The organism is Mesorhizobium sp. B283B1A, assembly GCF_020165735.1.
Taxonomy (GTDB): Bacteria; Pseudomonadota; Alphaproteobacteria; order Rhizobiales; family Rhizobiaceae; genus Mesorhizobium; species Mesorhizobium opportunistum.
Genome location: NZ_JAIUIQ010000016.1, coordinates 12610 through 37796, shown reverse-complemented (window position 1 = coordinate 37796; position 25187 = coordinate 12610). Strand labels below are relative to the sequence as shown.

Below are 25187 nucleotides of genomic sequence, written 5' to 3'. Positions count from 1 at the left end.
ATCGCTCTCAGCGTGAAATTTGTTTCCTGACACGATTTTTTGCTCGTTGCGGCCCGTTTTTCCGCGATTTTGCTCCGGGATAACGCTCCGGTAAGCGGGTTTTGCTAGCCTTTGCCTTGACAAGCAAAAGCCGGGCCAGTTTCTATGGCCGGCCGCGAAAATTCTTTTCCGGATGTCCGGATGCGTAGACGAGGCGTTTGAAACCGAACCATGGCGTTGGCGGCCAAACTACAGCTCCGACAATCGCAGTCGCTGGTGATGACCCCGCAGCTGATGCAGTCGATTCGGCTGCTGCAGTTCACCCATGTCGAACTCGAACATTTCATCGACGAGGAGATCGAGCGCAACCCTCTCCTGGAGCGCGCCGAGCCGCAGGACGATGCCGTGGGCGACCTGGCGCAGAAAGCCGAGGCGGAGCCGCAAGCGGCCGCCGAAGGCGACTGGTTCGAGAACGAGGCGGGCTGGAGCGCCGAGGCGATCTCGGACAAGCTCGATACGTCCCTGGAAAACCTGTTTCCCGACGATCCGGGCACCAGCGAGCGGCTCGGGCCTGACCTGACGGCGCAATGGAAATCAGCTTCGGGCAATGGCGGCGGCTCCTCGTCCGAGGGGCTCGATGCCGGCGACATGGCGGCGAGCGCCATCACGCTGCGCGACCATGTCGGCGAGCAGATCGCGCTCGCCTTCGTCGATCCCGCTGCGCGGCTGATCGCCAGGGAACTCGCCGATGGTCTCGACGAAACCGGCTATGTCAGGGTCGATCTCGCCGAGATCGCCACGCGGCTGGGTACTGACGCCGCGGCCGTGGGCAAGGTGCTGGCCGTGTGCCAGACCTTCGAGCCGGTGGGGCTGTTCGCGCGCGATCTTGCAGAATGCCTGTCGCTGCAGCTTGCCGTGCGTAACCGGCTCGATCCGGCGATGAAGGCCCTGGTCGCCAATCTCGAACTGCTGGCGCGGCGCGATTTCCACGCGCTGAAACGGATCTGCGGTGTCGACGAAGAAGACCTGCTCGACATGCTGGCCGAGATCCGGGCTCTCGATCCGCGGCCGGGCATGGCGTTTTCCGGCGGCGCCAGCGACGCCATCGTCGCCGATGTCGAGGTGCGCGCGGCCAATGACGGCAGCTGGACCGTCGAACTCAATGCCGAAACGCTGCCGCGCGTGCTGGTCGACCATATCTATTTCGCCCAAGTCTCTCCGCACGCCAAGAACCAGGCGGAAAAGGATTTCCTGGCCGAGTGCCTGCAAAACGCCAACTGGCTGACGCGCAGCCTGGACCAGCGGGCAAAGACGATCCTCAAAGTGGCCTCGGAGATCGTCCGCCAGCAGGATGCCTTCCTGGTCCATGGCGTGCGCCACCTGAAGCCGCTCAACCTGCGCACGGTGGCCGATGCCATCGGCATGCACGAATCGACCGTGAGCCGGGTCACCGCGAACAAATACATGCTGACCCCGCGCGGTGTGTTCGAGCTGCGCTATTTCTTCACCGCTTCGATCGCGGCATCGGGCGGCGGCGACGCGCATTCCTCGGAAGCCGTGCGTGACCGCATCAAGCAGCTGATCGACGAGGAGAAACCCGTCGATGTGCTGTCGGACGATGCGATCGTCGACATGCTCAGGGAAAGCGGCGTCGATATTGCCCGGCGAACGGTCGCCAAATACCGGGAAGGCATGAATATTCCATCCTCCGTGCAGCGCCGGCGCGAGAAACGGGCATTGGCCAGCGCCGGGCGCTAGAGGCAATTCCCGAGGGAATTGCGTGAAGGCAAAGAGATGAAGCGGTTCGGCGTTTCCGCGAAACGACGAACTGCTCCAGGCGCTCCCGATTTTCCACAGCCTTCGAGCTTCATTGACAAGCCGCATTGAAGTGGCTAGAAGCCCGCCCGCATGAGACGGGCTCGATGCCCGCTAGCGGATGGTCCGTCACGACAATGACCTCGGGATGGTCAAGAAGGCGGCTTGTGATCAACCGGAAAGTTTGGATTTAAATCGGCGCGAGTGACGCCGCAAAGCTTGTGCGCACGGACCACGAGTATAAACTCCGGCCAGTTTGAAGCCTGAGCAAGGAAGGTCAGTTTTCAGATGAATCTGCGCATATCGGGAAAACACATGGATATCGGCGATGCGTTCCGTACACGCATCAACGATCGTGTCGGCGAAGCAATCGGCAAATATTTCGATCGCGGCTTCGCCGGACATGTCACGGTCATCAAATCGGGCTCGCGCTATTCGGCGGATTGCATGATCCGGCTGGATTCGGGCGCTTCGCTGCAGGCCACAGGTGATGCCCAGGATCCGACGCTTGCATTCGAGACGGCGGCGGACCGGCTGGAGACCCGGCTTCGGCGCTACAAGCGTCGGCTGAAATCGCACAATTCAGGCGGCGGCAACGGTGAGTTGACCGACATCGCCTATACGGTAATGGCGCCGCTTGCCGATGACGAAGAGGAGATGTCGGAGGATTTTGCGCCCGCCATCATCGCCGAATCGACCATGACGCTGAAGACCATGTCGGTGGCGTCTGCGGTCATCGAACTCGACACCAAGGACAGCCCGGTCTTCGTCTTCCGTAACGCTGGAACCGACCATCTCAACATCGTCTATCGCCGGCCCGATGGAAATATCGGCTGGATCGACCCGTCCACGACCAAGGTCTCACAGGCGTGACGACAAGGGTCGCACTGGGATAAAAGCCGGCCGCACGAGGGGTGGGGACTGGTGACGGCAGGCGAACAAGGGATTTTCAAGCATGGGTCTGAGCGATCTTATCAGCGTTCCGGCGATTTTGCCGGCGTTGAAGGCGAACTCCAAGAAGCAGCTTCTGCAGTTGCTGTCCGAGCGTGCCGCGGCGATTTCGGGCATTCCGGAACGGGAGGTGTTCGACACCATCCTGCAGCGTGAGCGGCTGGGCTCGACCGGCGTCGGCAATGGCATCGCCATTCCGCACGGCAAGCTGGCCGGCGTGAAGCGTATTGCCGGTGTTTTTGCCCGGCTGGAGACGCCCGTCGATTTCGAATCGCTGGACGACCAGCCTGTCGATCTGGTGTTTCTGCTGCTGGCGCCGGAAGGGGCGGGCGCCGATCACCTGAAGGCGCTGTCGCGCATTGCCCGGGTGCTGCGCGACGCCGACACCGTGGCCAAGGTCAGGGGTACGCGCGATGCCACGGCGATCCATGCGCTTTTGTCGGATACGCAGGCCTCGCACGCCGCCTGATGTCTTTTTTGAACGGATATGCAAGGGCCGCGGTGAGCGGCCCTTTTCGTTTCAGCCGGCCAGTCCGGCGGTTTTTTGTCTTGACGCAATTCCCAAGGGAAAACGCCATGCGTTTTCCCGGGAAAACCGCCAAACACTTTTCCTGGAATTGCCTTAATGAATGGCGACGGTGGTCAGGTCGTTTTCCATGGCGCCGGCCAGCGCGCGGTCACGCGCGTCGGAAAGCAGGATCGGCTGGCCATTGGCGGCAAACAGGGCCCACAATTCCATGCCGGGCGCGATTTCACCAATATTAGGGAAGCGGCCGAGCAGTTCATCGCTCGAGACCTTGCGCAAATAAGCGACGGAGCCCTCGCCGAGATGGGCGAATTCGCCATTGGTCATGGTGATATTTTCAGTTCTGGTCATTTCAAGCCTCCTTGGCGCGAAGACGCCGCCCTTTTCAGGGGCATAGGCCATCCCGCATGAGAGCCATCGGTAAAGATCAGTCTTTCACCGATATGTTTATTTTCCGTACCAGCCGTTCGGACTCCGGCCGATCGAGATCGATCGACAAAAGGCCGTTCTTCAGTTCCGCCGCGATAACCCGCATACCGTCGGCCAGCACGAAGCAACGCTGGAACTGGCGCGCGGCAATGCCGCGGTGGAGGAATTCGCGCTCGGTGTCGTCGGTCTGACGGCCGCGCACGACCAACTGGTTTTCCTCCGTTGTCACATCGAGATCGCTTTCGGCGAAACCGGCGACGGCGAGCGTGATGCGCAGCCTTTCGGCCTTGCCGTCGGCACCGCTGAGCCGTTCGATGTTGTAGGGAGGGTAGCTGTCGCCGGATTTCGCCAGACGTTCCAGCGTCTTTTCCATGGCGTCGAAACCCAGGAGAAGCGGGCTGGAGAAAGGCGTCATTCGGCTCATGTTACACTGTCCTCTGAAGAGCGACATAAAGTGGAAAAACCCAGATGGCATTTTTCCCGTTGCCCTTGATATGGTCCGCCCCACGACCAAGTTCAAGCCGTCAAAAGACCCGCCCAAAAAGACCAGGCCCTGGACTCACAGGAATAATCGACATGGCGCTTGAAACGACGCGCGGATGCAAGGAGAAGCGCTGGGGTCGGGATCGTTCCCGGTCGAGCGGTTCGGCAGTTTGCAGACGTTTCGGCGTCCTTCGGGCGCATGATCGACCCGGTGAGCTCACGGCCAGCCAAACAAGGAATTGAAATGCCGCAACCACGCAAGATCATCATCGACACCGACCCCGGCCAGGACGATGCCGTCGCCATTCTGCTGGCGCTTGGCAGCCCCGAATTGGAGATCGTCGGCATATCCGCCGTCGCCGGCAACGTGCCGCTGAAGCTTACCGAAAAGAATGCCCGCAAGGTCTGCGAATTGGCCGGCCGGCCTGACATCAATGTCTATGCCGGCGCCATCCGTCCGCTGGCGCGCGAACTGGTCACCGCCGAGGCAGTGCACGGCAAGACCGGCCTCAATGGGCCGCAATTGCCCGAACCGACGATGAAGCTGCAGGAGCAGTATGCCGTCGACTTCATCGTCGAGACGCTGATGAAGGAAGACAGTGGCACCATCACGCTCTGCGCGCTCGGACCGCTCACCAACATCGCGCTGGCGCTGATCCGCGAACCGCGGATCGCGCCGCGCATCAAGGAAATCGTGCTGATGGGCGGCGGCTTTTTCGAAGGCGGCAACGTCACCCCGACGGCCGAATTCAACATCTACGTCGATCCGCAGGCGGCCGACCTGGTGTTCAAGTCCGGCATTCCGATCGTGATGATGCCGCTCGACGTCACCCACAAGGCGCTGACCACAGCCAAGCGCACGCAGGCCTTCCGCAAACTCGGCACCAAGGTCGGCATCGCCGCCGCCGAGATGCTGGAATTCTTCGAGCGCTTCGACGAGGAAAAATACGGCACCGACGGCGGCCCGCTGCACGATCCCTGCGTCATCGCCTATTTGTTGAAGCCGGACCTGTTCAAGGGCCGCAACTGCAACGTCAGCGTGGAAACCGCTTCGGAGCTGACCATGGGCATGACCGTCATCGACTGGTGGGGCGTCACCAATCGGGAAAAGAACGCCATGGTGATGCGCGACATCGACCATGACGGATTTTTCGCGCTGCTGGTGGAGAGGCTGGGGCGGCTTTAGGGCCCTTTTGCCTTCTCCCGCAAGGGGAGAAGGAGGCAAGGTTCCGCTTCACTTCGACCGTGAAAATGCCAGCCACAGGCCGCCGCCGACCAGGAAGCTGCCGCTGATCCTGGACATGAGCTTGATACGGCTGGCCGACAGCAGGCGCCCGGCGCGGCCGGCGGCGAGCGCATAGGATGAATCCGAAAAGGCGGCGAAGATCATGGCGGTGAGGCCCATGACGACGATCTGCAGCGAATAATTGCCTTGCGGCGCGATGAATTGCGGGAAGAAAGCGCCGAAGAACACCAGCGTCTTGGGATTGCTCAGCGCCACCAGCAGGCCCTGCAGGAAGAAGCCGCCGCGCGGTTTCCTGGCGGTTCCATCGGCATTCAGCGTGCCCTTGGAGCAGAGCATCTGCACGCCCATCCAGATCAGGTAGGCGGCGCCGATCAGCCTGATCCATTCGAACCAGTGGCCCATGCCCGCGATCAGCGTGTTGAGGCCGATGCCGACGATGGCGATCATGATCGCAAGCCCGGCCTGCGTGCCGGCGACATTGGCAAGGCCCGCGCGGGAGCCGTGGCGGATGCTGTTTGCGATGATCAACGTGACGGTCGGACCGGGCACAAGGATGATGACGATGCAGGCGAGGACATAGGCGGCGTAGAGTTCCAGCGACATGGATTTTTTCCCTTGGAATGCCGCCGATGCGGTGCGGCTGGTGGCAATCAATGCATGGCGGCGATAGCGATGCAAGCCGGCGCGCGAGGCGTCGCTAGACGCCGATGCGCCCGGGTCAGGCGCCGGCCTGCCAGGGCAGTATCGCCTCATAGGCCGCCGCCGCCTGGAGCACGGCGAGGTCGCCGCGCGGCCGGCCGATCAGCTGCATGCCCATTGGTCGGCCCTTGTCGTCGAAGCCAATGGGCACGTTGACCGCCGGGCAGCCGCCCAGCGTGGCGAAGGCCGAAACCTGCATCCAGCGATGATAGCTGTCCATCGCCCGGCCGGCGACCTCGCGCGGCCAGTGCGTGCCGACGTCGAAGGGAAAGACCTGCGCGGTCGGCAGCGCGATGAGGTCGAAGCGGTCGAATATCGACAGCAGCATCCGATGCCAGGACGTGCGGATGACCGATGCCGCGCGGATCTGCGGTGCCGTCAGCCGCATTGCGTTTTCCACCTCCCAGACGGCTTCCGGCTTCAGCAGGCCGCGCCTGGAAGGGTCGTCATAGTGTATTTTGAGCCCACAGCCGCTGCTGGCCTGGCGCAGCATCACGAAGGCCTGCCACAGCCCCTCCAAATCGAAATCCGGCTTGAAGGGGTCGGCCAGGAAGGATGCTTCCGCCAACCGGCCCAGTGCCGCCTCGCAGAGGTCGAGGATGCCTGGTTCGACCGGCAGATGGCCGCCGAGATCGCCGAACCAGGCGACGCGGCCGCCTTTCGCCGGCGTTGCAAGCCCGTCGAGGAACGAGCCTTGCTTCTCGTAGGACAAGGGCGCGTGCGGATGGTAGCCCGCCTGCACGTCGAGCAGCAGCGCCATGTCGGCGACATTGCGGCCCATCGGCCCGTCAACGCCCATCTGTGCGTGGAAGACCTCGAGGTCCGGCCCGCCGGGGACAAGCCCCTGCGACGGGCGGAAGCCGTAGACGTTGTTCCAGGCCGCCGGATTGCGCAGCGAGCCGCCGAAATCGCTGCCGTCGGCGACGGGCACCATGTCGAGCGCCAGCGCCACCGCCGCGCCGCCGCTCGATCCGCCGGCGGTGAGCGCCGGATCGAAAGCGTTCAGCGTCGGCCCGAATACGGGGTTGTAGGTGTTCGAGCCGAGCCCGAATTCGGGGACATTGGTCTTGCCGATGATGATGGCTCCGGCGTCGCGGATGCGCTCGACGAAGAAATCGTCTTCCTGCGGCACGAAATCGGCGAAGATCGGCGAGCCGAAGGAGGTTCTGAGGCCGGTGGTCGAGGCGAGGTCCTTGATGGCGATCGGCAGGCCGAAGAGCGGGCCTGTATCGTCCTCCCGGCGACTATCGGCCGCATCGGCCTCGCGCAGGATGTCGCCACGGTCGCGCAAGGAGACGATGGCGTTGACCAGCGGATTGACCGCTTCGATGCGGTCGAGGAAGGCCGCCGCCACCTCGCGCACGGACAGTTTCTTGTGCCGGATCGCGGCTGCCAAGTCGATCGCCGACAGGCGGCAGATATCGCCGGCCGGCGGCACGGCATGTTTCGTTTTGGGGCGCAGCATCTCAGCGCTTTTCCTGCAAAGCCTGATCGACATCCCCAGCCCGAGGGATTGACGGCTGGGCGCCGGGCTTCAAGCAGGCCAGCGAGCCGGCCGCACCGGCGCGTGCCAGTGCCTCCTCGAGCGCGAGACCGGACGACAGGCCAGCGGCGAAGTAACCGCAGAAGGTGTCGCCGGCGCCGACCGTATCGACAGGCGTGATCTTCATGGCCGGAACGGTCAGGAAATCGGTTGGCGTCGCCGCCATGACGCCGTCGCCGCCAAGCGTGACGACGATGGTGCGGCCGGTTTCCGCCGCGAAGTCGCGCATGCGTGCCGCCCGGTCGCGGCCGCTCAGCTTCAACGCTTCGCCATAGAGGTCGAACTCCGTCTCGTTGGCGATCACATAGTCGGCCTTGCCGAGGAAAGCCGCTGCTTCGCCCTGGAAGGGCGCCGTGTTGAGCACGGTGATGGCGCCGGCCGCCCTGGCCTGGTCGAGTGCTGCATCGACGGTCGCCAGCGGGATCTCGTGCTGCAAAAGCACGACGTCGCCCTTTTTCAGAAAGGCCTTGGAGAGGTCGCCGGGCAGGACCGAAGCGTTGGCGCCCGGCACCACGGCGATGATGTTCTCGCCGTCATCGCCGACCATGATCAGCGCGGTTCCCGTCGAGGCAAAGGTTTCGGCGACGCCGGACAGGTCGACCTTGCCGTCGCGCAATAGTGCCAGCGCCTCCGCGGCGAAGCTGTCCTTGCCAACGGCGCCCACCATGCGCACTTGTCCACCGGCGCGCGCGGCGGCCAGCGCCTGGTTGGCGCCCTTGCCGCCGGGCGCGGTGGCGAAACTCGAGCCGCTCACCGTCTCGCCAGGGCTCGGCAATCGGTCGACATTGGCGATAAGATCGAGGTTGATCGAGCCGACAACGATAATCAAGCAAGGCCTCCTGCCGGTACAAATTCAAGATGCCGGAGCGTCGTCTGCGCATGCTGCCGACGCACGTCGCCCCAATCGCGCGGGAAGCTAGCCTGTAAGGCCGCGGCTTGCCAGACCACGCGAGTGGTCCAGCCGGATTTGTCCTGCCGGAGCCTATTCGCAGCGCACGGTGACCGTACCCTGATAGCTGCCGGCAGGAAAGATTCCACTCGACTTGGTGGCGGTAAGGTCGACTTGCAAGCCGTGCGTTCCGTTGGCGACCCTCTGCGGCACGCTGCCGGGGTTGTCGACCCCAGCACCATCCAGGCGGAAGACCGAGGCGAAGGTCACGTTGGTGCCGCCACCGCTCGGCGCGGACGAGAATGCGGCAGGCGCCGGGGCCGAAACGGAATAGCAGTCCAGCAAGTTGAGTATTGAGCACAGCAGGGAGTTTGCCACCACGGTGGCGCTGGCGCTCGATCCGCCTGCCTGTCTGGAGCCCAGTATGCCGATGGCCGGATTGGCGGTCATCGTTCCCGATGCCCCGACCATGATGGTGCAAGTGCCGATGACAGCGGCCTGCGCCGGAAGGCAAAGGCCGGCAAGTGCGGCCATCGCCAGCAGCGCGCGGTTATTTCTTCTTCTTTTTCCTGCCATCGCCATTTCCGGTCCTGATGCTCCAGCCTTCATTGGCCCATCCGGGGGATGCGGCCGTGGGCGCAGTGGTGGCAACGCTTGCCGTCGTGCCGCGGTCGACATTGACGCCCATCTTCAACAGCTTCAGTTCCATTTGCAGGCGCTGCACTTCAAGTTCATAGAGCCGGCTGCAGTCGAGACGCTTCGGCGTCCGGCCGATCGGGATCACGACCCGGCCATAGGTGGCGACATCATTGTTCGACCGGCTGTTGCCTCTGATGACGCCGAGATCGAGATAGGCGCCGCTTCCCGAAACCGCCGAGCGGCAAGTGGTGCCGTCAGCGGCATGAACCTCGTCCTGGCCCTGGGGCAAGGTGACGCCGGGCAGGTTGAAGCCGCTCTCGTTCTGGTTGAGGTTGTAGACATCCTCGGCCAGAGCAGGCGCGGCGCTTGCCGAGGCAACCGCGAGTGCCAGCGTCAGGACTTCCGATGTCCAAAGAACTTTCCGCATATCTGTGCCTTTATCTGGGTCTGCTGATTGGGAAAGGGAATGCTTTCGGTACAGATACGCACTTTACGGTCGGGGGCGCCGTCGAAGGGGACGACCACAAGGACGGGACGGAAAGCCTGCGAAGCCAGTTGGAAGACACTGGGAGAGATTTTGGCCTCCACCGGCTGAAAATCCTGATCGTAGACGTGGACTTCGATCTTGATCTTCTGGTCGTAGGGATTGGCCGGGAAGACGCGGACCGCGAAGACGTCAGTGAAACTGTTGACCTCCCCGCGCATCGGCGACATCGACTGAGCCGCCGCGGCAACAGGGATCAGGCCGACGGCCAGCGCCGTCGCCAAGCTTCCAGAAAAGGTCAAGGATGCCTCCTTCCCGAGGGCTATTCGCAGCGCACCGTCACCGTTGCCTGATAGCTTCCAGAGGCGAAGCGGTTGCTGCCGCCCTTGGTGCCGGCGAGGTGGACCGTGACGAGATCGGCACCGGGGGCGGTCAGGCTGGTGGCCGAGCCCGTCTCCGCTATCGTATGGGCACCGCTCGCCGAATAGGTTGGCGTCCAGGTGATGGCCGTGGTGTCGGCGGCCGGCACTGTGGTGATGGTGACCGGGTCGACGCTCAGCGACACACCTCCGGTGGTGGTGAGCGTGACCGTCCCCGCCGAGCCACCGCTGTTATGCGAGCTCAGCGACTGGAGATCGGGGCTCACCGTCATCGTGCCATTGGTGGCGACCACCAGCGTACAGGTCGCTGTGATCGTGCCGTTGAAAATGACATTCTGCGTCGTGGCCAACGCCGCCTGGTCCATACAGACGACCAACATGGCTGCACCGAAGGCAGCGCGAAACAACTTCATCGAGACCTCCTACTAAGCCGGATTGCCCGAATTAATATAGGTCATCATCGCTTTATCGTGGTTAATTTAGAGTAAACTAAAATAGTTAGTTGAAGTACCTGTTGCGCAAACCCTGGGTTGTCGTAGGTTGTAAGGAAGAAAAACGCCGCAGAATTATTGTCGATACTTCCAGTTTATAAGGATATGTAGATTTATACGGCGGAAACTGGAAAATCGATATTCACGACGACACTTGCCCGGCCTCCCATCCAAGGATGGCGCGTTTGCGGGTCAGGCCCCAGTGATAGCCGGTGAGGTCGCCGGACTTGCCGATGGCGCGGTGGCAGGGAACCACGAAGGAGAGCGGATTGGCGCCGTTGGCGGCGCCGACCGCCCGGCTGGCGCTTGGCGCGCCTATGCTGGCGGCGATCGAGGAATAGGTGCGAGCCTTGCCCATCGGGATCTTGAGCAGCGCCTCCCAGACACGAACCTGGAAGTCGGTACCGATCATGACGACATGCAGCGGCTGATCGGGACGCCACAGCGTCGGCTCGAAGATGCGCGCGGCATAGGGGCCGGTCGCGGCCATGTCCTCGACATAGTTGGCGTTCGGCCAGCGGCTCGACATGTCGGCGAAGGCGGCGCGCTCCTCGCCCGGATCGCTGAAGGCAAGGCCGGCAAGCCCGCGGTCGGTGGCCATGATCAAGGCGGTGCCGAACGGCGAGGGGTGGTAGCCATAGCGAATGGTGAGGCCCGCGCCGCGCGTCTTGTAGTCGCCCGGCGACATCGCCTCATGGGTGACGAACAGGTCATGCAGCCGGCCGGGGCCGGACATGCCCAGTTCGAACGAGGTTTCGAGCAGCGGCATGCCGGAATCGAGCAATCTGCGCGCATGGTCCAGCGTCACTGCCTGGAGGAACGCCTTGGGCGACAGGCCGGCCCAGCGGGTGAAGAGTTTTTGCAGGCCGGTCGGTGTCTCGCCGACCTCCTCGGCCAGTTCTTCCAGCGATGGCTGGTCACGGTAGTCGAGGCTGATCTTCTCGATGGCGCGGCGCACGATCTCGTAGTCGCTGCCTTGCGGCGTGATGTCCTTTTCGAGGACTGCTGTGTGTGTGCTCATGGAAGCATCTCCTTGAGCCGGAATATCGCCCCTTGGGGCGCCGATCGCCACCCGAAACTTGCCTTCTTGCGGCGCGTACCCAGATAGACACGCAATTTCGAACCACGAGGCACCGATGGCTGGCGAGAAAGTGCATCTGACCGGGGAAAGGGAAACCTTGCTGATGACGCTCTACGGCAAGGCGCTGGAGAGCCGGCTGCCCAATTCGCTGCTGGAGGACCATTTCGCCGACGAGGCGGTTGGCAAGATCGACTATGATTTTGCCAGGCTCAAGGTCGACGTCAATCTCGGCATTGGCCTGGCGATCCGGGCCAAGACGCTGGACGTCCACGTGCAGGATTTTCTGGCCAGAAATCCCGGCGCCATCGTGCTGCATCTGGGTTGCGGGCTCGATACGCGTGTCTTTCGGGTCGATCCACCATCAGGCGTGGACTGGTTCGACGTCGATTATCCCGAGGCCATCGAACTCAGGCGCAAACTTTACCCGCCACGCGATCGCTACCATTTGGTCGGTTCGTCGCTGACCCATCCCGATTGGCTGGCTGAAATGCCGCGCAACCGCGCAGCCATCGTCGTGGCGGAGGGGCTGACGCCCTATCTCCCGGCCGAAGAAGGGCCGCGCCTGCTTTCGAGGCTTGTCTCCCATCTTGCCGGCGGCGAGTTGATATTCGACGCCTATAGCCGTTTCGGCCTGAAGCTGCTTCGCCTCAATCCGGCGGTCAGGGCGACAGGCGCCGAGGTCCATTGGGCGATCGAGGATCCGCACGAGCTGGAACTGGCGGTTCCGAAGCTGCGGTTCGTCGAGGATATCCCGGCCTACAAGCCCGAACACGCTGCTCGCATGGGCTGGCCCGCCAAGCTGTTCGTTCGCCTCTGGAAGCACATTCCCGCGTTGCGCAAGATCGGCAGGCTTTTGCGCTACAGGTTCTGAAGCACTTTGTTTGCCGCAATTTCCCAAGGAAAGCGCTGCATAACTTTTCGGGGAATTGCTTCTAGCGCGCCTTGGCGGTCGCCAGCGCCCGCGAAAAGGCCGTCGCAAAAGTCTCGCGCGAATCGGGATCGAGAAAGCTGCCGATTGGTACGTTCTGGCCTTGTCCTTCGACCGTCATCCTGGTGATCCCGATCTCGGCATGTCGGGCGACCGAAAACCTTGCCCAGAACGGATTGAAGCGATGCGCTTCCGATTTTCCGGAGGGTGCGGTCTTGCGGATGTCGAGGCTGGTGCGTGAGACCGACACCTCCTCGCGGGCGAGGGCAGCCCGATAGTTGACGCGGAAGGCGATGTAGACTGCGACCACGTCGAGGCCGAAGAAGCCGAACACCGGCCAGGCGCCGTGCGACAGGAAAAACGCGCCCGTCACCAGCCAGCCGAACAGCAGCGCTCCCATCAGCACGAAGAAACCCGTCCTGCCCAGCGACCGGTGTGGGGTCAGCAGCGCCTGGAAGAATGGTTCGTCGGCCTGGAATGAGGCGTTTGTGTCGCTCATGACTGGATATTATAGGAAGGGAATGGCGAGCCCCAAGTCCAAAGAGTCTTCCATGCCCAAAAAAGAACTCGCGCCCGGCCGGCGTGACGGCTCAAACGCCAAGCCGCGCCCACGTCCGGCACGGGGTTCGTCGCGCTACAGCCCGGCCGAAGTGCACGAGATTTTCCGGCGCTTTTCCGTCCAGCGGCCGGAGCCGAAGGGCGAACTCGAACATATCAACGCCTTCACGCTGCTGGTGGCGGTGGTGCTGTCGGCGCAGGCGACAGATGCCGGCGTCAACAAGGCGACACGGGCCCTGTTCAAGGCCGCCGATACGCCGCAGAAGATGCTGGCGCTGGGTGAGGCCAAGGTCGGCGACCACATCAGAACCATCGGTCTGTGGCGCAACAAGGCCAAGAACGTCATCGCGCTGTCCGAAGCGCTGATCCGCGACCATGGCGGCGCGGTGCCTGACGACCGCGACGAGCTGGTCAAGCTGCCCGGGGTCGGGCGCAAGACCGCCAATGTCGTGCTCAACATGGCCTTCGGCCAGCATACGATGGCGGTCGATACGCATATTTTCCGGATCGGTAACCGGCTCGGGCTGGCGCCCGGCAAGACGCCGGAGCAGGTCGAGCAGGGGCTGCTAAGGATAATCCCGGACGAATACATGCGCCATGCACATCACTGGCTGATCCTGCATGGCCGCTATGTCTGCAAGGCGCGCAAGCCGGATTGCCCGGCCTGCGTCATCGCCGACATCTGCAAGGCGGAGGTGAAGACGACCGGCATTCCGGCCCCCCTGGTGCCGATCGCTCCGCTCGAAACGGTTGCCGCTGGTTAGTAGCCGTAGCCGCGCGCCATTGCCGCCGCGAAGACCGGGATCAGCAGGAAGACGAAGGCTTCGGCGCAGATATAGGTCTTGACCGAAGCCAGTTCGCTTGCTGGCACGGCGAAGGCTGGATTGGCGCTGGCCTGCCTGTTCCAGGAGATGAAACGGACGGTCGGGATGATCGACAGCAGGCCGACAACACCAAACGCCGCCATCTTGGCCCAGAACACCCAGTTGTAGACGTAGAATTCCCAACCCTTGAGGCCCCAGAAGACACGGCCGATGCCGACGATGATGATAAGCGCGGCGATGATGCCATAGTGGCGGTCGATGCCAGCGAGCCGCTTGAGCGTGGCGGCGGCGAGGTCGCCGCGGATCAGCACGAACTCGGCGCCAATGATGCCCGCTAGGGAAAACACCAGCAGATGATGGACGATGGCAAGCACAAGGTCGGTGGTGTCCATTCTCATTCCCCTGGGTTTGACGACGGCCCAGTCCACGTCTGAAAAGATTGCCCTGAAGGATGCTCGAATCTGCCTGCCGGGAAAATAACACTCCCGGACAAAATTCCCAGAGCGAGCTTGTGTAGCGCCACGGCGGCCTGGATGATGGCGCGTGTCGCCCTGGCCCTTGCGCCGCAGCGGCGATTTGGTAAGCGCTGACGACCAGCGAGGCAGATCATCATGACCAATCCGCACGGCGTTCCGTTCATCGAGACGCAGCGAACCATCCTGCGGGCGCACCGGCTCGGCGATTTCGATGCCTATGTCGACATGTGGGCCGATCCGGTCGTCACCCGCTTCATCGGCGGCAAGCCACGCACGCGCGAGGAAAGCTGGATGCGCTTCCTGCGCCACGCCGGCCTGTGGTCGCTGCTGGGCTACGGCTTCTGGGCCATCGAGGAGAAGGCGACGGGCCGCTTCGTCGGCGAGGCCGGTTTTCACGACCTGAAGCGCGATATCCAGCCATCGATAGAGGGTATCCCGGAGGCCGGCTGGGCGCTGGCGCCGACGGTGCATGGCGCTGGCCTTGCCACCGAGGTCGTCGGCCGCGTGCTTTCATGGGGCGAAGAGACATTCGGGCGCACGAAAACCGTCTGCATCATCGATCCGGAGAATACCGCCTCATTGAACGTCGCGACGAAGTGCGGCTACCGGGAAGTGGTTCGGACCACCTATCACGACGCCCCGACCGTCCTGCTGGAGCGGCAGCCTTAAAACCGGGATTGGGGACCTTGGCCCGCCTTGCGGCGCAGCTTGCGCGCCTGATCGGCCCAAGGATCGGCGGTGTCGGCTGTGGCTGGAGTGCTTCTCGGGCCGAGCAGCACCGCCGAGGCATCGAAGGGCTGCGGCATGGCGATCCCATAGCCCTGGGCATAGTCGACGCCGATCGCCGGCAGAGCGGCTGCGATGCCGTCGCTTTCGACGACCTCGGCGATGGTGCGCTTGCCCATGGCCTTGCCTCAGGCTGCGTCGACCGGCGCGGGCTCGGGAAGTTTCAAGGTCTTCACCAGCGTCGAGAGATCAGGTTCATCGATGAGCATCGCGGCGTCGGCCGGCGCCAGCCAGGCCCGCTGCCGCCGCTTGGCTTCCTGCCAGTCGGCAAGCTCTTCCGTCACTTCAAGCAGATAGACGATGACGTCGACGCGGACAAAACGGTTGGCCAGCCGCTTCCAGTAGGAATAGAGGCCCGCCGGTTGCTTCAGCGTCCTGCCGAGCACGCCGGCTTCCTCTTGCGCCTCGATGGTGGCCGCCTTGCGCCCGCTCTTGCCTTTCATAGGCCAGCCCTTGGGCACGATGAAGCGTCTCGTCGTTCTCGACGTGACCAGCATCACCTCGATGTCGCCGTGCGCGTTCAGCCGAAAGGGGATAGCCGCCACCTGGCGGATCCTCTCGCCCTTCTTGGCTTTGCGCACGGCCTTTTTCTTGGTGGCTGCCATTCGTAAAAATCCAGTCGGTGCAGTGCCCCATAGCGTGATGCGGCAACTTTGCAAAACCCAAACTGCCGCAGGGGCACTTGAAGGCCCCTACCATGTAAGTCGGCTAAATAAAAGAAGGTAGCCGCCTGTCAGCGGCAGGTGCTCACGGCGGTGTTGCCAATTATCTGCGTCTGACAGCTCGGCTTGACCCGCGGCACGACCGGCTGCGGCGGCTGGACGACCACGCGGTCCTGGGCACGATACTGTTGCTGCTGCTGCTGGAATTGCTGGCGCTGAACCCGGTTCTGCAAGGCCTGCAGGTCGTTCTGCTGGATCTGGGCATTGCCGTTGGCCGAGGGAATGACGATCTGCGCGGAAGCAGATTGACCAAAGCCCGCCAGGACCACAGCGGCCAGTAGCGCCGCGGCAACGGCCGCCGGTGTTCGACGCGCTGACATTCGCTCGTTCCTGCAAAAAATCCTGTTCATCCCTTGCATATAGGGCGTTTGTCCGGCGATGCCATGGCCGGCACATGGATCGCCCTGGATTGCCTTCGCGGCGGCGGAGAATCTGCCCGGCAACCCAGCAGCTGGCTCGAACCGCGGAACTCCTGTCCAATTGACGGAGCAGTTCACTGTGAACGGAACCGGTGAACTGCTCTAACTCTTTGTTTTGACCCAATTCCCAAGGGAAAGCGCTATGCGCTTTTCCCGGGGAAAACGTTTCACACTTTTCCTGGAAACGCCTACACGACGATCGTTTTCAACCGCTCGGCGATGAGGGCGGCGAGCCGTGCCGCCACCTCGTCCTTGGTCATCTCGGGCCATTCCTCGACGCCGGCCTCGGACACGATCCGCACCCGGTTGCGATCACCGCCCATCACGCCCGAAGCGCCGATGCCGCTTTCCTGCGACACATCGTTGGCGACGATGAAATCGGCGCCCTTCTTCGAAAGCTTGGCTTCGGCGTTGCGCAGGAGATCCTGGGTCTCGGCCGCGAAGCCGACGACAAGGCGGGGCCGCTGCTTGTGGTGGCCGACCCCTGCAAGGATGTCGGGGTTTTCGACCATGCGCAGTACCGGTGGCCCCTCGCCAGCCACTTTCTTGATCTTTTCATCTGCCGAATTTTCCGTGCGCCAGTCGGCGACGGCGGCTACGAACACCGCCGCGTCGGCGGGCAGGAGTTGTTCCACCGCCTCACGCATTTCCTGTGCACGTTCGACATGGATAGTCGTCACGCCGGCGGGGTCGGCGATGCCGACAGGACCGGAGACGAGGCGCACGTCGGCGCCAAGCCTTGCCAATGCGGCGGCGATCGCATGGCCCTGCTTGCCGGACGAACGGTTGGCGATATAGCGCACCGGGTCGATCGGCTCGTGCGTCGGGCCGGAGGTGACGATGATCTTGCGCCCCGCCAGCGGCTTCGGGCCGACATCGAGCAGCGCCTCGACGGCGGCCACGATCTCCAGCGGTTCGGCCATGCGGCCTTCGCCGGCCTCGTTGCTCTCGGCCATCTCGCCTTTGGCCGGGCCGACGAAGCCGACGCCATCCTTGCCCAGCGTCGCGCGATTGCGGCGGGTAGCGGGGTGTGACCACATCCTGGGGTTCATGGCGGGCGCCATCAGCACCGGCTTGTCGGTGGCGATGAGCACTGTCGAGGCAAGATCGTTGGCATGGCCATTGGCGAGCTTTGCCATCAGGTCGGCGGTGGCGGGAGCGACCACCAAAAGGTCGGCTTCGCGCGACAGCCTGATGTGGCCGACATCGTGCTCGTCATTGCGGTCGAACAGTTCGGTGAAGACATGATCGGCCGAGAGCGCGCCGACCGACAATGTGGTGACGAATTCCTGCGCCGCCGATGTCACGACCACGCGCACCGCGGCACCGCGTTCGCGCAGCCGGCGGATGAGATCGAGCGATTTATAGGCGGCGATGCCACCGCCGATGATGAGCAGGATGCGTTTGCCGGAAAGGGCGCCGCGCGGCGACATCTTGCCTGCCGGGGCAGCAGCCGGGATCGCCGTGCCGTGCACGCTCGTCAGCTCGCGCAGGGTCTCTTCAGGCACGATCTGGCGGTCGACAGCGGCCCGGATCATCACCCGCGCCTGTTCTTCCATGGAACGGCTATTTTCCGCCGCCAGTCGGCGCAGCAGTTCCTTGACTTCATCGTCGAGATTGCGGATCGTGATGCTAGCCATATGATTGCACTTTGCCGAGATCGATCGATTGCAATGATATCAATGCAATCAAATGCTCGCAAGGTATGGCGCCATGCCGATAGCCGAGCCTAAAAGATCTTCCAGGCGATATAGACCAGCGTCAGCGCGATCACCCACAGCGCGATACGGCCGGAGCGGCTGTAGCGCGCTTCAGCCTTGCCGATGGCGCGGGCGGTGTTCTCGTCGAAGCGCAGGCCGTGCTCGGCCATCAGGTCGATCTCGCGCGACAGCCGCTCGGTGCGCACTGCAAGCTCAGGCACCTGGCGAAGCAGCGCCAGCATCGCCTTGCCGCCGTCGCGCGCATCGGCCATCAGGCCACGCGGGCCGAGATTGCCTGATATCCAGCCGCCGACGACCGGTTCGGACGTCTTCCACATGTTGAAGCCCGGATCGAGCGTACGCGCCACGCCCTCGACCACCACCATGGTCTTCTGCAGCAGGATCAGTTCAGGCCGTGTCGCCATGTCGAAGAGCTCGGTCACCTCGAACAGCAGCGTCAGAAGCTTGGCCATCGAAATCGTTTCGGCCGGCTGGCCATGGATCGGCTCTCCGATAGCGCGGATCGCCTGCGCGAAGGCCGAGACATTGTGCTGGCGCGGAACGTAGCCAGCCTCGAAATGGACTTCGGCAACGCGCAGATAGTCGCGCGTGATGAAGCCGTAGAGGATTTCCGCGAGAAAGCGGCGCTCCTTCTTGCCGAGCCGGCCGGCGATGCCGAGATCGACGGCGACGATAGTGCCGTTTGCCTCGACGAACAAATTGCCCGGATGCATATCGGCATGGAAGAAGCCGTCGCGCAACGTATGGCGCAGGAAGGACTGGATGAGATTGGTGGCGATCGCCTTGAGATCGTGGCCCGCCGCATGAAGGCCTGCGATATCGTTCATCTTGACGCCGTCGACCCACTCCATAGTCAGCACGTCGCGGCCGGTGCGCTCCCAGTCGACGGATGGCACGCGAAAACCAGGATCATTCCTGGTGCTTTCGCCGAGTTCCGAGAGTGCCGCCGCCTCGAGGCGCAGATCCATCTCGATCCTGGTTGTCTGCGCCAGCGTCTCGGTCACCTCCACCGGCCGCAGCCGGCGTGACGACGGGATGTATTTCTCCTGCAGGCGCGCGGCTAGAAAATAGCTTTCGAGGTCCTGGAAGAAGCGGCGGCGCACGCCCGGCCGGATCACCTTGACCGCCACCTTGGTCGCGACGCCAGCCTGGACGGTTTCGGCGGCATGGACCTGGGCGATCGAGGCGGCGGCGACCGGATCGCCGAATTGCGTGTAGAGATCGCCTATCTTGCGCCCGAGCGAAGCCTCGATGGCCGCGACCGCCTCGATCTTCGGGAAGGTGTGCATCTTGTCCTGCAGCATGGCGAGATCGAGCGCCATGTCGTTGCCGACGACATCGGGCCGTGTCGCGAGGAACTGGCCGAGCTTGACATAGGATGGTCCGAGCCGGACCACCGCCTTGGCCAACCGGTCGCTGCGCTCATATGCCAGCGCGCGGCGGCGGGTGAACAGCCGCGCCAGTCGCCAGCCGAGTTTCGGCAGGCCTGAGAGTTCCTCGCCCGGCAAGGCGGCGACGACGCCCTCGCGCACCAGCACCCAGCCGGCCCGCACGAGCCTGAAACCGGCGCCGACGCTGCTCATGGCTGCATCCATCCGGTCGGTTCAAAAAACCGACAGGAGCCATATCGAGGATGGGAAATGCGGTCGAACCTCAAAGCTTCCAGCCCGAATGCAGTGCCGCGATGCCGCCGGAATAATTGCGGAAGGAAACGCGGTCGAAGCCCGCGTGGGTGATCATGGAAGCAAAGTTTGCCTGGTTGGGGAATTTCGCGATCGATTCGACCAGATAGGAATAAGGCTCGCCGTCGCCGGTGACCATCTTGCCGATCTTGGGAATGGCGTTGAAGGACCAGGCTTCGTAGACCTGGTCGAGCAGCGGCATCTCGACCTCGGAAAATTCCAGGCACAGGAAACGGCCGCCCGGCTTCAGCACGCGGAACGCTTCACCCAGAGCGACGTCGATATGCGGCACGTTGCGAATGCCGAAAGCGATGGTGTAGGCGTCGAATGTGGCGTCGGCGAAAGGCAGGTCCTCGGCATTGGCCTCGACGAAGTCGGTGTTGCCGGACAAGCCTTTCTTCTGCGCCCTGTCGCGGCCGACAGCGAGCATCGAGCCATTGATGTCGAGTACGGTGGCATGTGCGTTGCCATGGCTTGCGTCGACGATGCGAAACGCGATGTCGCCGGTGCCGCCGGCCACGTCGAGCACCTTCCAGCCCACTCTTTTCGGAGGGTTCAGCCATGTCACCATGGCATCCTTCCACAGCCGGTGCAGGCCGCCCGACATCAGATCGTTCATCAGGTCGTAGCGGTTGGCGACCTTGTGGAAAACATCGTTGACCAGGGACTGCTTTTCGCCTTCCCCTACACGCTTGAAACCATAGGAGGTTTCCATGCCCCCCGCGGCCGTGGTTCTCTCAACTGACATTTTTTTGATCCGTCATAAAACCGGCGGGACCATAGCCGATCGATGGTGCGGGCGCTATTGTTTAAGGCGCGGTGTTCAGCCGCGCTTCCAGGTGCTGGTTTTCAAGACCTGGACTGACCGACGGGATGTTTGAATGCCTTTGAAAGCGGAACTGCACTGCCACATCGAAGGGGCAGCGGCGCCCGAACTCGTCATCCGCCAGGCGCAGAAATACGGCAAGGATACCTCGCCCTATATCCAGAATGGGTCCTTCGTCTGGCATGATTTCACGTCCTTTCTCGCGGCGTATGACTTCTCCTCCGACCTGTTTCGGACCGAGGAGGATTATGCGCGGCTGGCCGACCATTATCTGACCAGCCTGGCCCGTGACGGCGCCATCTATTCCGAGGTCTTCACCTCGCCGGACCATGCGGAGAAAGCCGGGCTGTCCCCCAAGGCCTATACCGACGCGCTCGGCGAAGGCATGCTGCGCGCCAAGGCCAAGACAGGCATCGAGGGCCGCATGATCGTCACCGGCGTGCGTCATGTCGGCGTGGAATCGATCGAGCGGGCGGCGCGCTTCGCGGCGCGCTGCGGGCATCCGCTGGTCACCGGCTTCGGTGTCGCCGGCGATGAACGCATGGGCGACATGGAGGACTATGTCAGGGCTTTCGAGATCGCCCGCGAGGCCGGGCTCGGCATCACCGTCCATGCCGGCGAACTGACCGGCTGGGAGACCGTCCAGGCCGCGCTGGACCATATCCGTCCCTCGCGCATCGGCCATGGCGTGCGCGCCATCGAAAACCCGGATCTTGTCCGGCGCATCGCGGATGAAGGCGTCGTCTTGGAGTGCTGCCCGGGTTCCAACATCGCGCTCAAAGTGTTCGACAGTTTTGCCGATCATCCGTTTCCGGCGCTCAAGGCCGCCGGCTGCAAGGTGACGCTCAACTCCGACGACCCGCCCTATTTCTGGACCTCGCTGAAGCGCGAATACGACATCGCCGCCGAACATTTCGCGATGAGCGAGAAAGCGCTGGCCGCCGTCACCCGAACGGCGATCGAGGCCGCTTTCGCCGATCGCAAGACCAAGTCCGCGCTTCTTGCCCGGTTGAACGCGGTGGCGCGCTGATTTCTGCGAAATCTGTGGTCCACCGAGCCCAGGCGGTTCCTTGGCCGGCGCATAGCCGCTAGGGTCGTCCGAGCTGCCTGCCGCGCCTGTGCGCATAGGGCGACACGCATCAGGAGAACATCATGAAGGGCGTCACCGTCGTCGACCATCCGCTTGTCCAGCACAAGCTGACCATCATGCGCAAGAAGGAGACCTCGACAGCCGGCTTCCGGCGGTTGCTGCGCGAAATATCGCTGCTGCTCGGCTACGAGGTCACCCGCAATCTCGAACTGACGACGACGACGATCGAAACGCCGATGGAGACCATGGAAGCGCCGACGCTCGAGGGCAAGAAGCTGGTCTTCGCCTCGGTGCTGCGTGCCGGCAATGGCTTGCTGGAAGGCCTGCTCGACCTGGTGCCGGCAGCCCGCGTCGCCCATGTCGGCCTCTACCGCGATCACGAGACGCTGGAGGCAGTCGAGTATTTCTTCAAGGCGCCGAGCGATCTGGCCGACCGGCTTGTGATCGTCGTCGATCCGATGCTGGCGACAGCCAATTCGGCGATCGCGGCGATCGACAAATTGAAAGAGCGCGGCGCCACCAACATCCGCTTCCTGTGCCTGCTGGCGGCGCCCGAAGGCATCGAGCGCTTCACCACCGCGCATCCCGACGTTCCGGTCTTCACCGCGTCCATCGACCGCCAGCTCAACGAGAAGGGCTACATCATGCCCGGCCTCGGCGACGCCGGCGACCGCATGTACGGGACCAAATAATTTACCAAATGTTTACGCAACGGCGCGGTTTTAGCGCCCGTTAAAGCGGCAAACACCATCCGGCGCTAAAGGATCGGTACTCACAAAGGCCGATCCATGCTGCGCAAACTTCTCATCTTCAGCGTCTTTGCCGGCACATCGGCGTCGATCCCGGTTGTCTACCAGTCAAATCCGCAGGTCTTCGAAAACCTTCTGAGATCGGCGGTGACGGCCAAGCCCGACGCCGAGGCTCAGGCCCAGCCGGACATCAACCTGGCATCGGTCCCCGACAAGCCGGTGGCGCCGCAGCCGGCCGGCCGCAAGGTCGTCGTCGCGGCGGACGAGCGCGGACACTTTTCATCGACCTTCAAGCTCAACGGCCGTCAGGTCGATGGCATGATCGACACCGGCGCGACACTGGTCGCGGTCAATACGTCGACGGCGCGCAGGATCGGGCTGTCGCTCAATCCATCCGATTTCAGCCGTGAGGTCAGCACCGCCAACGGCACCATCAAGGCGGCCGTGGTGATGATCGATCGGCTGCAGATCGGCAGCATCACCGTCAATGACGTGCAGGCTATCGTGCTCGACGACAAGGCGCTGCGCACCAACCTGATCGGCATGAGCTTCCTCAACAGGCTTGGCAAATTCCAGGCCGAAAACGGCACCTTACTGCTCGCTCAATAGGAAGGGTTTGGCCGGTCAACCGCGCGCCAGAATCCGCCGCATGACGGGTTTATCCGCCGGTGGTTTCGAAGCCCCGATCGTGTAGGCGGAAAGCACGGCCGCGGCCGCGGCCTCGGCATCGGACGGCGAGCGGGCATGCACCAGCGCCAGCGGCTCGCCAGCCCCGACCTCGGCGCCGATGGGCAGCAGCCTGGTGATGCCAACCGCCGGGTCGACCTTGTCGTCCGGCCGCGTGCGCCCGCCGCCCAGGCCAACCACCGCGAGGCCGATGTCGCGGGTGGCGATGCCGGTGATGAAGCCGCCGGTCGTTGCCTTGACCGCAAATTCGGTTGCCGCCCCGGCCAGGTATTTTTCCGGCCTCTCGATGAAATCTGCGGGGCCGCCGAGCACCGACACCATGCGCGCGAAGGTGGCGGCGGCACGGCCACTGACAAGCGTCTCCGTGGCGCGCCGCATGCCGTCCTGGTTGGACGATACCAGTCCCGCCGACTGCAGCATTTCGGCCGCCAGCGCCAGCGTCACATCCTCCAGCCGCCGGTCGCGAAAACGGCCGGTCAGGAAATCGACGGCGTTGCGCACCTCGACGGCGTTGCCGGCGGCGGACGCCAACGGCTCGTTCATGCCGGTGATCAGCGCCGAAACCTTCAACCCCGCGCCGCTGGCGACCTCGACCAGGCTGTTGGCGAGTGCCGTCGCATCGCGCGACTTCTCCATGAAGGCGCCGTTGCCGACCTTGACGTCGAGCACCAGCGAGCCGAGGCCCGCGGCCAGCTTTTTCGACAGGATCGAGGCGGTGATCAGCGGCACCGATTCCACGGTTCCGGTGACGTCGCGGATGGCGTAAAGCCGGCGGTCCGCCGGCGCGAGATCGGCGGTCTGGCCGATGATGGCGCAACCCGTTTCCAGCACCGCCTTGCGAAACAGCGCGATGTCGGGCTGGCTGGCATAGCCGGGGATGGCATCCATCTTGTCCAGCGTGCCGCCGGTATGGCCGAGGCCACGACCCGATATCATCGGTACATAGGCGCCGCAGGCGGCAACGATCGGCGCCAGCATCAGCGAGACATTGTCGCCGACGCCGCCCGTCGAATGCTTGTCGGTGACGGGCCCCGGCAGATCCGACCAATCGAGCACGTCGCCGGAATCGCGCATGGCCAGCGTCAACGCCACGGCCTCGTCGCGGTTCATGCCGTTGAAGAACACCGCCATGGCGAAAGCCGCGACCTGGCCATCGGTGACGGTGCCCGACGTGACGCCGTCGATGAAAGCAGCAATTTCACGGGCCGGCAGCCTCTGGCCGTCGCGCTTGTGGCGGATGATTTCCTGCGGAAGCATCAGTTCTCCAGCAGTCCGTCGCGGAACACACGCTGCAGGACCGTCGCCAGCCGCGACCCGCCGACCGGCGCCATGTCCTTGGTCTCCTGGTGCGAAATCTCGGCTCCGGTCATTCCGGCCGCCAGATTGGTGATGACCGAGCAGGCGGCGACGCGCAGGCCAAGAAAACGGGCGAGAATGACCTCCGGCACGGTCGACATGCCGACAGCGTTGGCGCCCATGATGCGCGCCATGCGGATCTCGGCCGGTGTTTCGAAGCATGGGCCGGAAAACCACATATAGACGCCCTTGTGCAGCGCCGTGCCGGTTGCCTTCGCGGCCTGTTCAATCGCTTTGCGGATGCCGGCATCGTAGGCTTCGGTGAGACCGACGAAGCGGCGGTCGCTCGGCTCGCCGATCAGCGGATTGGTGCCGGAGAAGTTGATGTGGTCCGATATCAGCATGACCGAGCCCGGCAGCATCTCGGGATCGACCGAGCCGGCGGCGTTGGTGAGGATCAGTTTGGTGATGCCGATGCCGGCAAGCACTTCCAGCACCGGTCGCATCGCCGCAGCATTGCCGTGCTCGTAATAGTGAGCACGGCCGGACAGCATCAGCACCGGCGTGCCGGCAAACAGCCCGGCCACCACTTCGCCGGCATGGCCGCTGACGCCGCTTCTGGGGAAGCCGGGCAGGTCGGCATAGGAGACACGGATCGGGTTCTCGATCCGGTCGACCAAGCCGCCGAGGCCCGACCCCAGCACCAGCGCCGTGGTCGGTGCCAAGCCGTCCAGCCTTTCGATAAGACGATCCACGGCCTTTTCGATCATTCCTGCCTGCCCTTCATT

At 63.5% G+C, this 25187-nt stretch carries 30 protein-coding genes; 10 read left to right on the top strand and 20 right to left on the bottom strand.

Annotated elements, in window-relative coordinates; all coding sequences use genetic code 11:
• Positions 1-210 precede the first annotated feature (210 nt).
• The 3 genes from rpoN (at position 211) to ptsN (ending at position 3214) form a co-directional block, all read left to right on the top strand.
• Positions 211-1737 (top strand): RNA polymerase factor sigma-54, encoded by a 1527-nt coding sequence (gene rpoN / locus LB577_RS15775; protein WP_023764054.1) that lies wholly within the window; start codon positions 211-213, stop codon positions 1735-1737.
• A 345-nt stretch (positions 1738-2082) separates the two neighbouring features.
• Complete coding sequence (gene hpf / locus LB577_RS15770) at positions 2083-2667, top strand: ribosome hibernation-promoting factor, HPF/YfiA family (protein WP_023764055.1); 585 nt, start codon at positions 2083-2085, stop codon at positions 2665-2667.
• An 82-nt stretch (positions 2668-2749) separates the two neighbouring features.
• Positions 2750-3214, top strand: coding sequence for a PTS IIA-like nitrogen regulatory protein PtsN (ptsN, locus tag LB577_RS15765; protein WP_013893012.1), 465 nt, complete (start codon positions 2750-2752; stop codon positions 3212-3214).
• A gap of 153 nt (positions 3215-3367) precedes the next feature.
• On the opposite strand, the gene LB577_RS15760 is transcribed toward ptsN, so the two are convergent.
• Both LB577_RS15760 and LB577_RS15755 read right to left on the bottom strand, forming a co-directional pair.
• Entirely contained in the window at positions 3368-3622 is a 255-nt protein-coding gene (locus tag LB577_RS15760; protein WP_013893013.1) for a DUF1150 family protein, read from the bottom strand.
• Between the two features lie 76 nt (positions 3623-3698).
• A complete protein-coding gene (locus LB577_RS15755) occupies positions 3699-4124 on the bottom strand; it encodes an Hsp20 family protein (protein ID WP_013893014.1) in 426 nt (141 codons plus the stop codon).
• A 303-nt stretch (positions 4125-4427) separates the two neighbouring features.
• On the opposite strand from LB577_RS15755, the gene LB577_RS15750 reads away from it, so the two are divergent.
• Positions 4428-5369 (top strand): nucleoside hydrolase, encoded by a 942-nt coding sequence (locus LB577_RS15750; protein ID WP_224687400.1) that lies wholly within the window; start codon positions 4428-4430, stop codon positions 5367-5369.
• A 48-nt stretch (positions 5370-5417) separates the two neighbouring features.
• Here the strand turns inward: LB577_RS15750 and LB577_RS15745 are convergent, their stop codons facing one another.
• The 8 genes from LB577_RS15745 to LB577_RS15710 all read right to left on the bottom strand — a co-directional run bounded on the left by LB577_RS15745 (position 5418) and on the right by LB577_RS15710 (position 11575).
• The gene (locus tag LB577_RS15745; protein WP_224687399.1) at positions 5418-6032 is read right to left on the bottom strand and encodes a LysE family translocator; all 615 of its coding nucleotides are present in this window, start codon (positions 6030-6032) and stop codon (positions 5418-5420) included.
• Between the two features lie 115 nt (positions 6033-6147).
• A complete protein-coding gene (locus tag LB577_RS15740; RefSeq protein WP_224687398.1) occupies positions 6148-7593 on the bottom strand; it encodes an amidase in 1446 nt (481 codons plus the stop codon).
• A gap of 1 nt (position 7594) precedes the next feature.
• Positions 7595-8500, bottom strand: a complete 906-nt coding sequence (locus tag LB577_RS15735) for a ribokinase (RefSeq protein WP_224687397.1) — start codon at positions 8498-8500, stop codon at positions 7595-7597.
• 153 nt (positions 8501-8653) lie between these two features.
• The gene (locus LB577_RS15730; protein ID WP_224687396.1) at positions 8654-9136 is read right to left on the bottom strand and encodes a hypothetical protein; all 483 of its coding nucleotides are present in this window, start codon (positions 9134-9136) and stop codon (positions 8654-8656) included.
• Positions 9111-9626, bottom strand: a complete 516-nt coding sequence (locus tag LB577_RS15725; protein ID WP_224687395.1) for a hypothetical protein — start codon at positions 9624-9626, stop codon at positions 9111-9113. Before LB577_RS15725 ends, LB577_RS15730 begins: the two co-directional genes overlap by 26 nt.
• Positions 9593-9985, bottom strand: a complete 393-nt coding sequence (locus LB577_RS15720) for a hypothetical protein (RefSeq protein ID WP_224687394.1) — start codon at positions 9983-9985, stop codon at positions 9593-9595. The genes LB577_RS15725 and LB577_RS15720 overlap by 34 nt, the downstream gene beginning before the upstream one ends.
• Before the next feature lie 20 nt (positions 9986-10005).
• A complete protein-coding gene (locus LB577_RS15715) occupies positions 10006-10476 on the bottom strand; it encodes a hypothetical protein (RefSeq protein ID WP_023779278.1) in 471 nt (156 codons plus the stop codon).
• Positions 10477-10696: 220 nt separating this feature from the next.
• On the bottom strand, positions 10697-11575 hold the full coding sequence (locus tag LB577_RS15710; RefSeq protein ID WP_224687393.1) for a methylated-DNA--[protein]-cysteine S-methyltransferase: 879 nt from the start codon (positions 11573-11575) through the stop codon (positions 10697-10699).
• A 115-nt stretch (positions 11576-11690) separates the two neighbouring features.
• Here LB577_RS15710 and LB577_RS15705 point away from each other — a divergent pair, with 115 nt between their 5' ends.
• On the top strand, positions 11691-12506 hold the full coding sequence (locus LB577_RS15705) for a class I SAM-dependent methyltransferase (protein WP_023768784.1): 816 nt from the start codon (positions 11691-11693) through the stop codon (positions 12504-12506).
• A gap of 61 nt (positions 12507-12567) precedes the next feature.
• Here LB577_RS15705 and LB577_RS15700 read toward each other — a convergent pair whose 3' ends face one another.
• A complete protein-coding gene (locus LB577_RS15700) occupies positions 12568-13062 on the bottom strand; it encodes a DUF2244 domain-containing protein (RefSeq protein ID WP_224687392.1) in 495 nt (164 codons plus the stop codon).
• 22 nt (positions 13063-13084) lie between these two features.
• On the opposite strand from LB577_RS15700, the gene nth reads away from it, so the two are divergent.
• The gene (nth, locus tag LB577_RS15695; protein WP_224687391.1) at positions 13085-13885 is read left to right on the top strand and encodes an endonuclease III; all 801 of its coding nucleotides are present in this window, start codon (positions 13085-13087) and stop codon (positions 13883-13885) included.
• On the opposite strand, the gene LB577_RS15690 is transcribed toward nth, so the two are convergent.
• Positions 13882-14337, bottom strand: coding sequence for a DUF2214 family protein (locus LB577_RS15690; protein WP_224687390.1), 456 nt, complete (start codon positions 14335-14337; stop codon positions 13882-13884). The two genes, nth and LB577_RS15690, sit on opposite strands and share 4 nt — an antisense overlap.
• Positions 14338-14556: 219 nt before the next feature.
• On the opposite strand from LB577_RS15690, the gene LB577_RS15685 reads away from it, so the two are divergent.
• Positions 14557-15090 (top strand): GNAT family N-acetyltransferase, encoded by a 534-nt coding sequence (locus LB577_RS15685; RefSeq protein ID WP_224687389.1) that lies wholly within the window; start codon positions 14557-14559, stop codon positions 15088-15090.
• On the opposite strand, the gene LB577_RS15680 is transcribed toward LB577_RS15685, so the two are convergent.
• The 6 genes from LB577_RS15680 to ubiE form a co-directional block, all read right to left on the bottom strand.
• On the bottom strand, positions 15087-15326 hold the full coding sequence (locus LB577_RS15680; RefSeq protein ID WP_224687388.1) for a hypothetical protein: 240 nt from the start codon (positions 15324-15326) through the stop codon (positions 15087-15089). The genes LB577_RS15685 and LB577_RS15680 overlap by 4 nt on opposite strands.
• Before the next feature lie 9 nt (positions 15327-15335).
• Entirely contained in the window at positions 15336-15812 is a 477-nt protein-coding gene (locus LB577_RS15675; protein WP_224687387.1) for an NUDIX hydrolase, read from the bottom strand.
• A gap of 128 nt (positions 15813-15940) precedes the next feature.
• On the bottom strand, positions 15941-16249 hold the full coding sequence (locus LB577_RS15670; protein ID WP_224687386.1) for a hypothetical protein: 309 nt from the start codon (positions 16247-16249) through the stop codon (positions 15941-15943).
• Between the two features lie 287 nt (positions 16250-16536).
• Entirely contained in the window at positions 16537-17988 is a 1452-nt protein-coding gene (gene coaBC / locus LB577_RS15665; RefSeq protein ID WP_224687385.1) for a bifunctional phosphopantothenoylcysteine decarboxylase/phosphopantothenate--cysteine ligase CoaBC, read from the bottom strand.
• A gap of 89 nt (positions 17989-18077) precedes the next feature.
• The gene (gene ubiB, locus LB577_RS15660; protein WP_224687384.1) at positions 18078-19652 is read right to left on the bottom strand and encodes a 2-polyprenylphenol 6-hydroxylase; all 1575 of its coding nucleotides are present in this window, start codon (positions 19650-19652) and stop codon (positions 18078-18080) included.
• 70 nt (positions 19653-19722) lie between these two features.
• A complete protein-coding gene (ubiE, locus tag LB577_RS15655; RefSeq protein WP_224687383.1) occupies positions 19723-20499 on the bottom strand; it encodes a bifunctional demethylmenaquinone methyltransferase/2-methoxy-6-polyprenyl-1,4-benzoquinol methylase UbiE in 777 nt (258 codons plus the stop codon).
• A gap of 133 nt (positions 20500-20632) precedes the next feature.
• On the opposite strand from ubiE, the gene LB577_RS15650 reads away from it, so the two are divergent.
• The 3 genes from LB577_RS15650 (at position 20633) to LB577_RS15640 (ending at position 23025) form a co-directional block, all read left to right on the top strand.
• On the top strand, positions 20633-21607 hold the full coding sequence (locus LB577_RS15650; RefSeq protein ID WP_224687382.1) for an adenosine deaminase: 975 nt from the start codon (positions 20633-20635) through the stop codon (positions 21605-21607).
• Between the two features lie 122 nt (positions 21608-21729).
• Positions 21730-22359 (top strand): uracil phosphoribosyltransferase, encoded by a 630-nt coding sequence (gene upp, locus LB577_RS15645; RefSeq protein ID WP_013893037.1) that lies wholly within the window; start codon positions 21730-21732, stop codon positions 22357-22359.
• Positions 22360-22455: 96 nt separating this feature from the next.
• Positions 22456-23025, top strand: coding sequence for a TIGR02281 family clan AA aspartic protease (locus LB577_RS15640; RefSeq protein ID WP_224687381.1), 570 nt, complete (start codon positions 22456-22458; stop codon positions 23023-23025).
• A gap of 15 nt (positions 23026-23040) precedes the next feature.
• On the opposite strand, the gene deoA is transcribed toward LB577_RS15640, so the two are convergent.
• Both deoA and LB577_RS15630 read right to left on the bottom strand, forming a co-directional pair.
• Positions 23041-24360 (bottom strand): thymidine phosphorylase, encoded by a 1320-nt coding sequence (deoA, locus tag LB577_RS15635; RefSeq protein ID WP_224687380.1) that lies wholly within the window; start codon positions 24358-24360, stop codon positions 23041-23043.
• The gene (locus LB577_RS15630; RefSeq protein ID WP_224687379.1) at positions 24360-25169 is read right to left on the bottom strand and encodes a purine-nucleoside phosphorylase; all 810 of its coding nucleotides are present in this window, start codon (positions 25167-25169) and stop codon (positions 24360-24362) included. Before LB577_RS15630 ends, deoA begins: the two co-directional genes overlap by 1 nt.
• Positions 25170-25187 lie beyond the last annotated feature (18 nt).

What these genes read in the sequence shown, in the direction of transcription:
- LB577_RS15755 (WP_013893014.1), bottom strand. Translation starts at nt 4,124, where the DNA reads ATGAGCCGAATGACGCCTTTCTCCAGCCCGCTTCTCCTGGGTTTCGAC.
- LB577_RS15670 (WP_224687386.1), bottom strand. Translation starts at nt 16,249, where the DNA reads ATGTCAGCGCGTCGAACACCGGCGGCCGTTGCCGCGGCGCTACTGGCC.
- LB577_RS15685 (WP_224687389.1), top strand. Translation starts at nt 14,557, where the DNA reads ATGACCAATCCGCACGGCGTTCCGTTCATCGAGACGCAGCGAACCATC.
- LB577_RS15690 (WP_224687390.1), bottom strand. Translation starts at nt 14,337, where the DNA reads ATGGACACCACCGACCTTGTGCTTGCCATCGTCCATCATCTGCTGGTG.
- LB577_RS15700 (WP_224687392.1), bottom strand. Translation starts at nt 13,062, where the DNA reads ATGAGCGACACAAACGCCTCATTCCAGGCCGACGAACCATTCTTCCAG.
- LB577_RS15715 (WP_023779278.1), bottom strand. Translation starts at nt 10,476, where the DNA reads ATGAAGTTGTTTCGCGCTGCCTTCGGTGCAGCCATGTTGGTCGTCTGT.
- deoA (WP_224687380.1), bottom strand. Translation starts at nt 24,360, where the DNA reads ATGCTTCCGCAGGAAATCATCCGCCACAAGCGCGACGGCCAGAGGCTG.
- LB577_RS15705 (WP_023768784.1), top strand. Translation starts at nt 11,691, where the DNA reads ATGGCTGGCGAGAAAGTGCATCTGACCGGGGAAAGGGAAACCTTGCTG.
- ubiE (WP_224687383.1), bottom strand. Translation starts at nt 20,499, where the DNA reads ATGTCAGTTGAGAGAACCACGGCCGCGGGGGGCATGGAAACCTCCTAT.
- ubiB (WP_224687384.1), bottom strand. Translation starts at nt 19,652, where the DNA reads ATGAGCAGCGTCGGCGCCGGTTTCAGGCTCGTGCGGGCCGGCTGGGTG.
- LB577_RS15745 (WP_224687399.1), bottom strand. Translation starts at nt 6,032, where the DNA reads ATGTCGCTGGAACTCTACGCCGCCTATGTCCTCGCCTGCATCGTCATC.
- LB577_RS15640 (WP_224687381.1), top strand. Translation starts at nt 22,456, where the DNA reads ATGCTGCGCAAACTTCTCATCTTCAGCGTCTTTGCCGGCACATCGGCG.
- upp (WP_013893037.1), top strand. Translation starts at nt 21,730, where the DNA reads ATGAAGGGCGTCACCGTCGTCGACCATCCGCTTGTCCAGCACAAGCTG.
- LB577_RS15680 (WP_224687388.1), bottom strand. Translation starts at nt 15,326, where the DNA reads ATGGGCAAGCGCACCATCGCCGAGGTCGTCGAAAGCGACGGCATCGCA.
- LB577_RS15675 (WP_224687387.1), bottom strand. Translation starts at nt 15,812, where the DNA reads ATGGCAGCCACCAAGAAAAAGGCCGTGCGCAAAGCCAAGAAGGGCGAG.
- LB577_RS15650 (WP_224687382.1), top strand. Translation starts at nt 20,633, where the DNA reads ATGCCTTTGAAAGCGGAACTGCACTGCCACATCGAAGGGGCAGCGGCG.
- rpoN (WP_023764054.1), top strand. Translation starts at nt 211, where the DNA reads ATGGCGTTGGCGGCCAAACTACAGCTCCGACAATCGCAGTCGCTGGTG.
- coaBC (WP_224687385.1), bottom strand. Translation starts at nt 17,988, where the DNA reads ATGGCTAGCATCACGATCCGCAATCTCGACGATGAAGTCAAGGAACTG.
- ptsN (WP_013893012.1), top strand. Translation starts at nt 2,750, where the DNA reads ATGGGTCTGAGCGATCTTATCAGCGTTCCGGCGATTTTGCCGGCGTTG.
- LB577_RS15740 (WP_224687398.1), bottom strand. Translation starts at nt 7,593, where the DNA reads ATGCTGCGCCCCAAAACGAAACATGCCGTGCCGCCGGCCGGCGATATC.
- LB577_RS15630 (WP_224687379.1), bottom strand. Translation starts at nt 25,169, where the DNA reads ATGATCGAAAAGGCCGTGGATCGTCTTATCGAAAGGCTGGACGGCTTG.
- LB577_RS15750 (WP_224687400.1), top strand. Translation starts at nt 4,428, where the DNA reads ATGCCGCAACCACGCAAGATCATCATCGACACCGACCCCGGCCAGGAC.
- LB577_RS15725 (WP_224687395.1), bottom strand. Translation starts at nt 9,626, where the DNA reads ATGCGGAAAGTTCTTTGGACATCGGAAGTCCTGACGCTGGCACTCGCG.
- hpf (WP_023764055.1), top strand. Translation starts at nt 2,083, where the DNA reads ATGAATCTGCGCATATCGGGAAAACACATGGATATCGGCGATGCGTTC.
- nth (WP_224687391.1), top strand. Translation starts at nt 13,085, where the DNA reads ATGGCGAGCCCCAAGTCCAAAGAGTCTTCCATGCCCAAAAAAGAACTC.
- LB577_RS15710 (WP_224687393.1), bottom strand. Translation starts at nt 11,575, where the DNA reads ATGAGCACACACACAGCAGTCCTCGAAAAGGACATCACGCCGCAAGGC.
- LB577_RS15760 (WP_013893013.1), bottom strand. Translation starts at nt 3,622, where the DNA reads ATGACCAGAACTGAAAATATCACCATGACCAATGGCGAATTCGCCCAT.
- LB577_RS15730 (WP_224687396.1), bottom strand. Translation starts at nt 9,136, where the DNA reads ATGGCAGGAAAAAGAAGAAGAAATAACCGCGCGCTGCTGGCGATGGCC.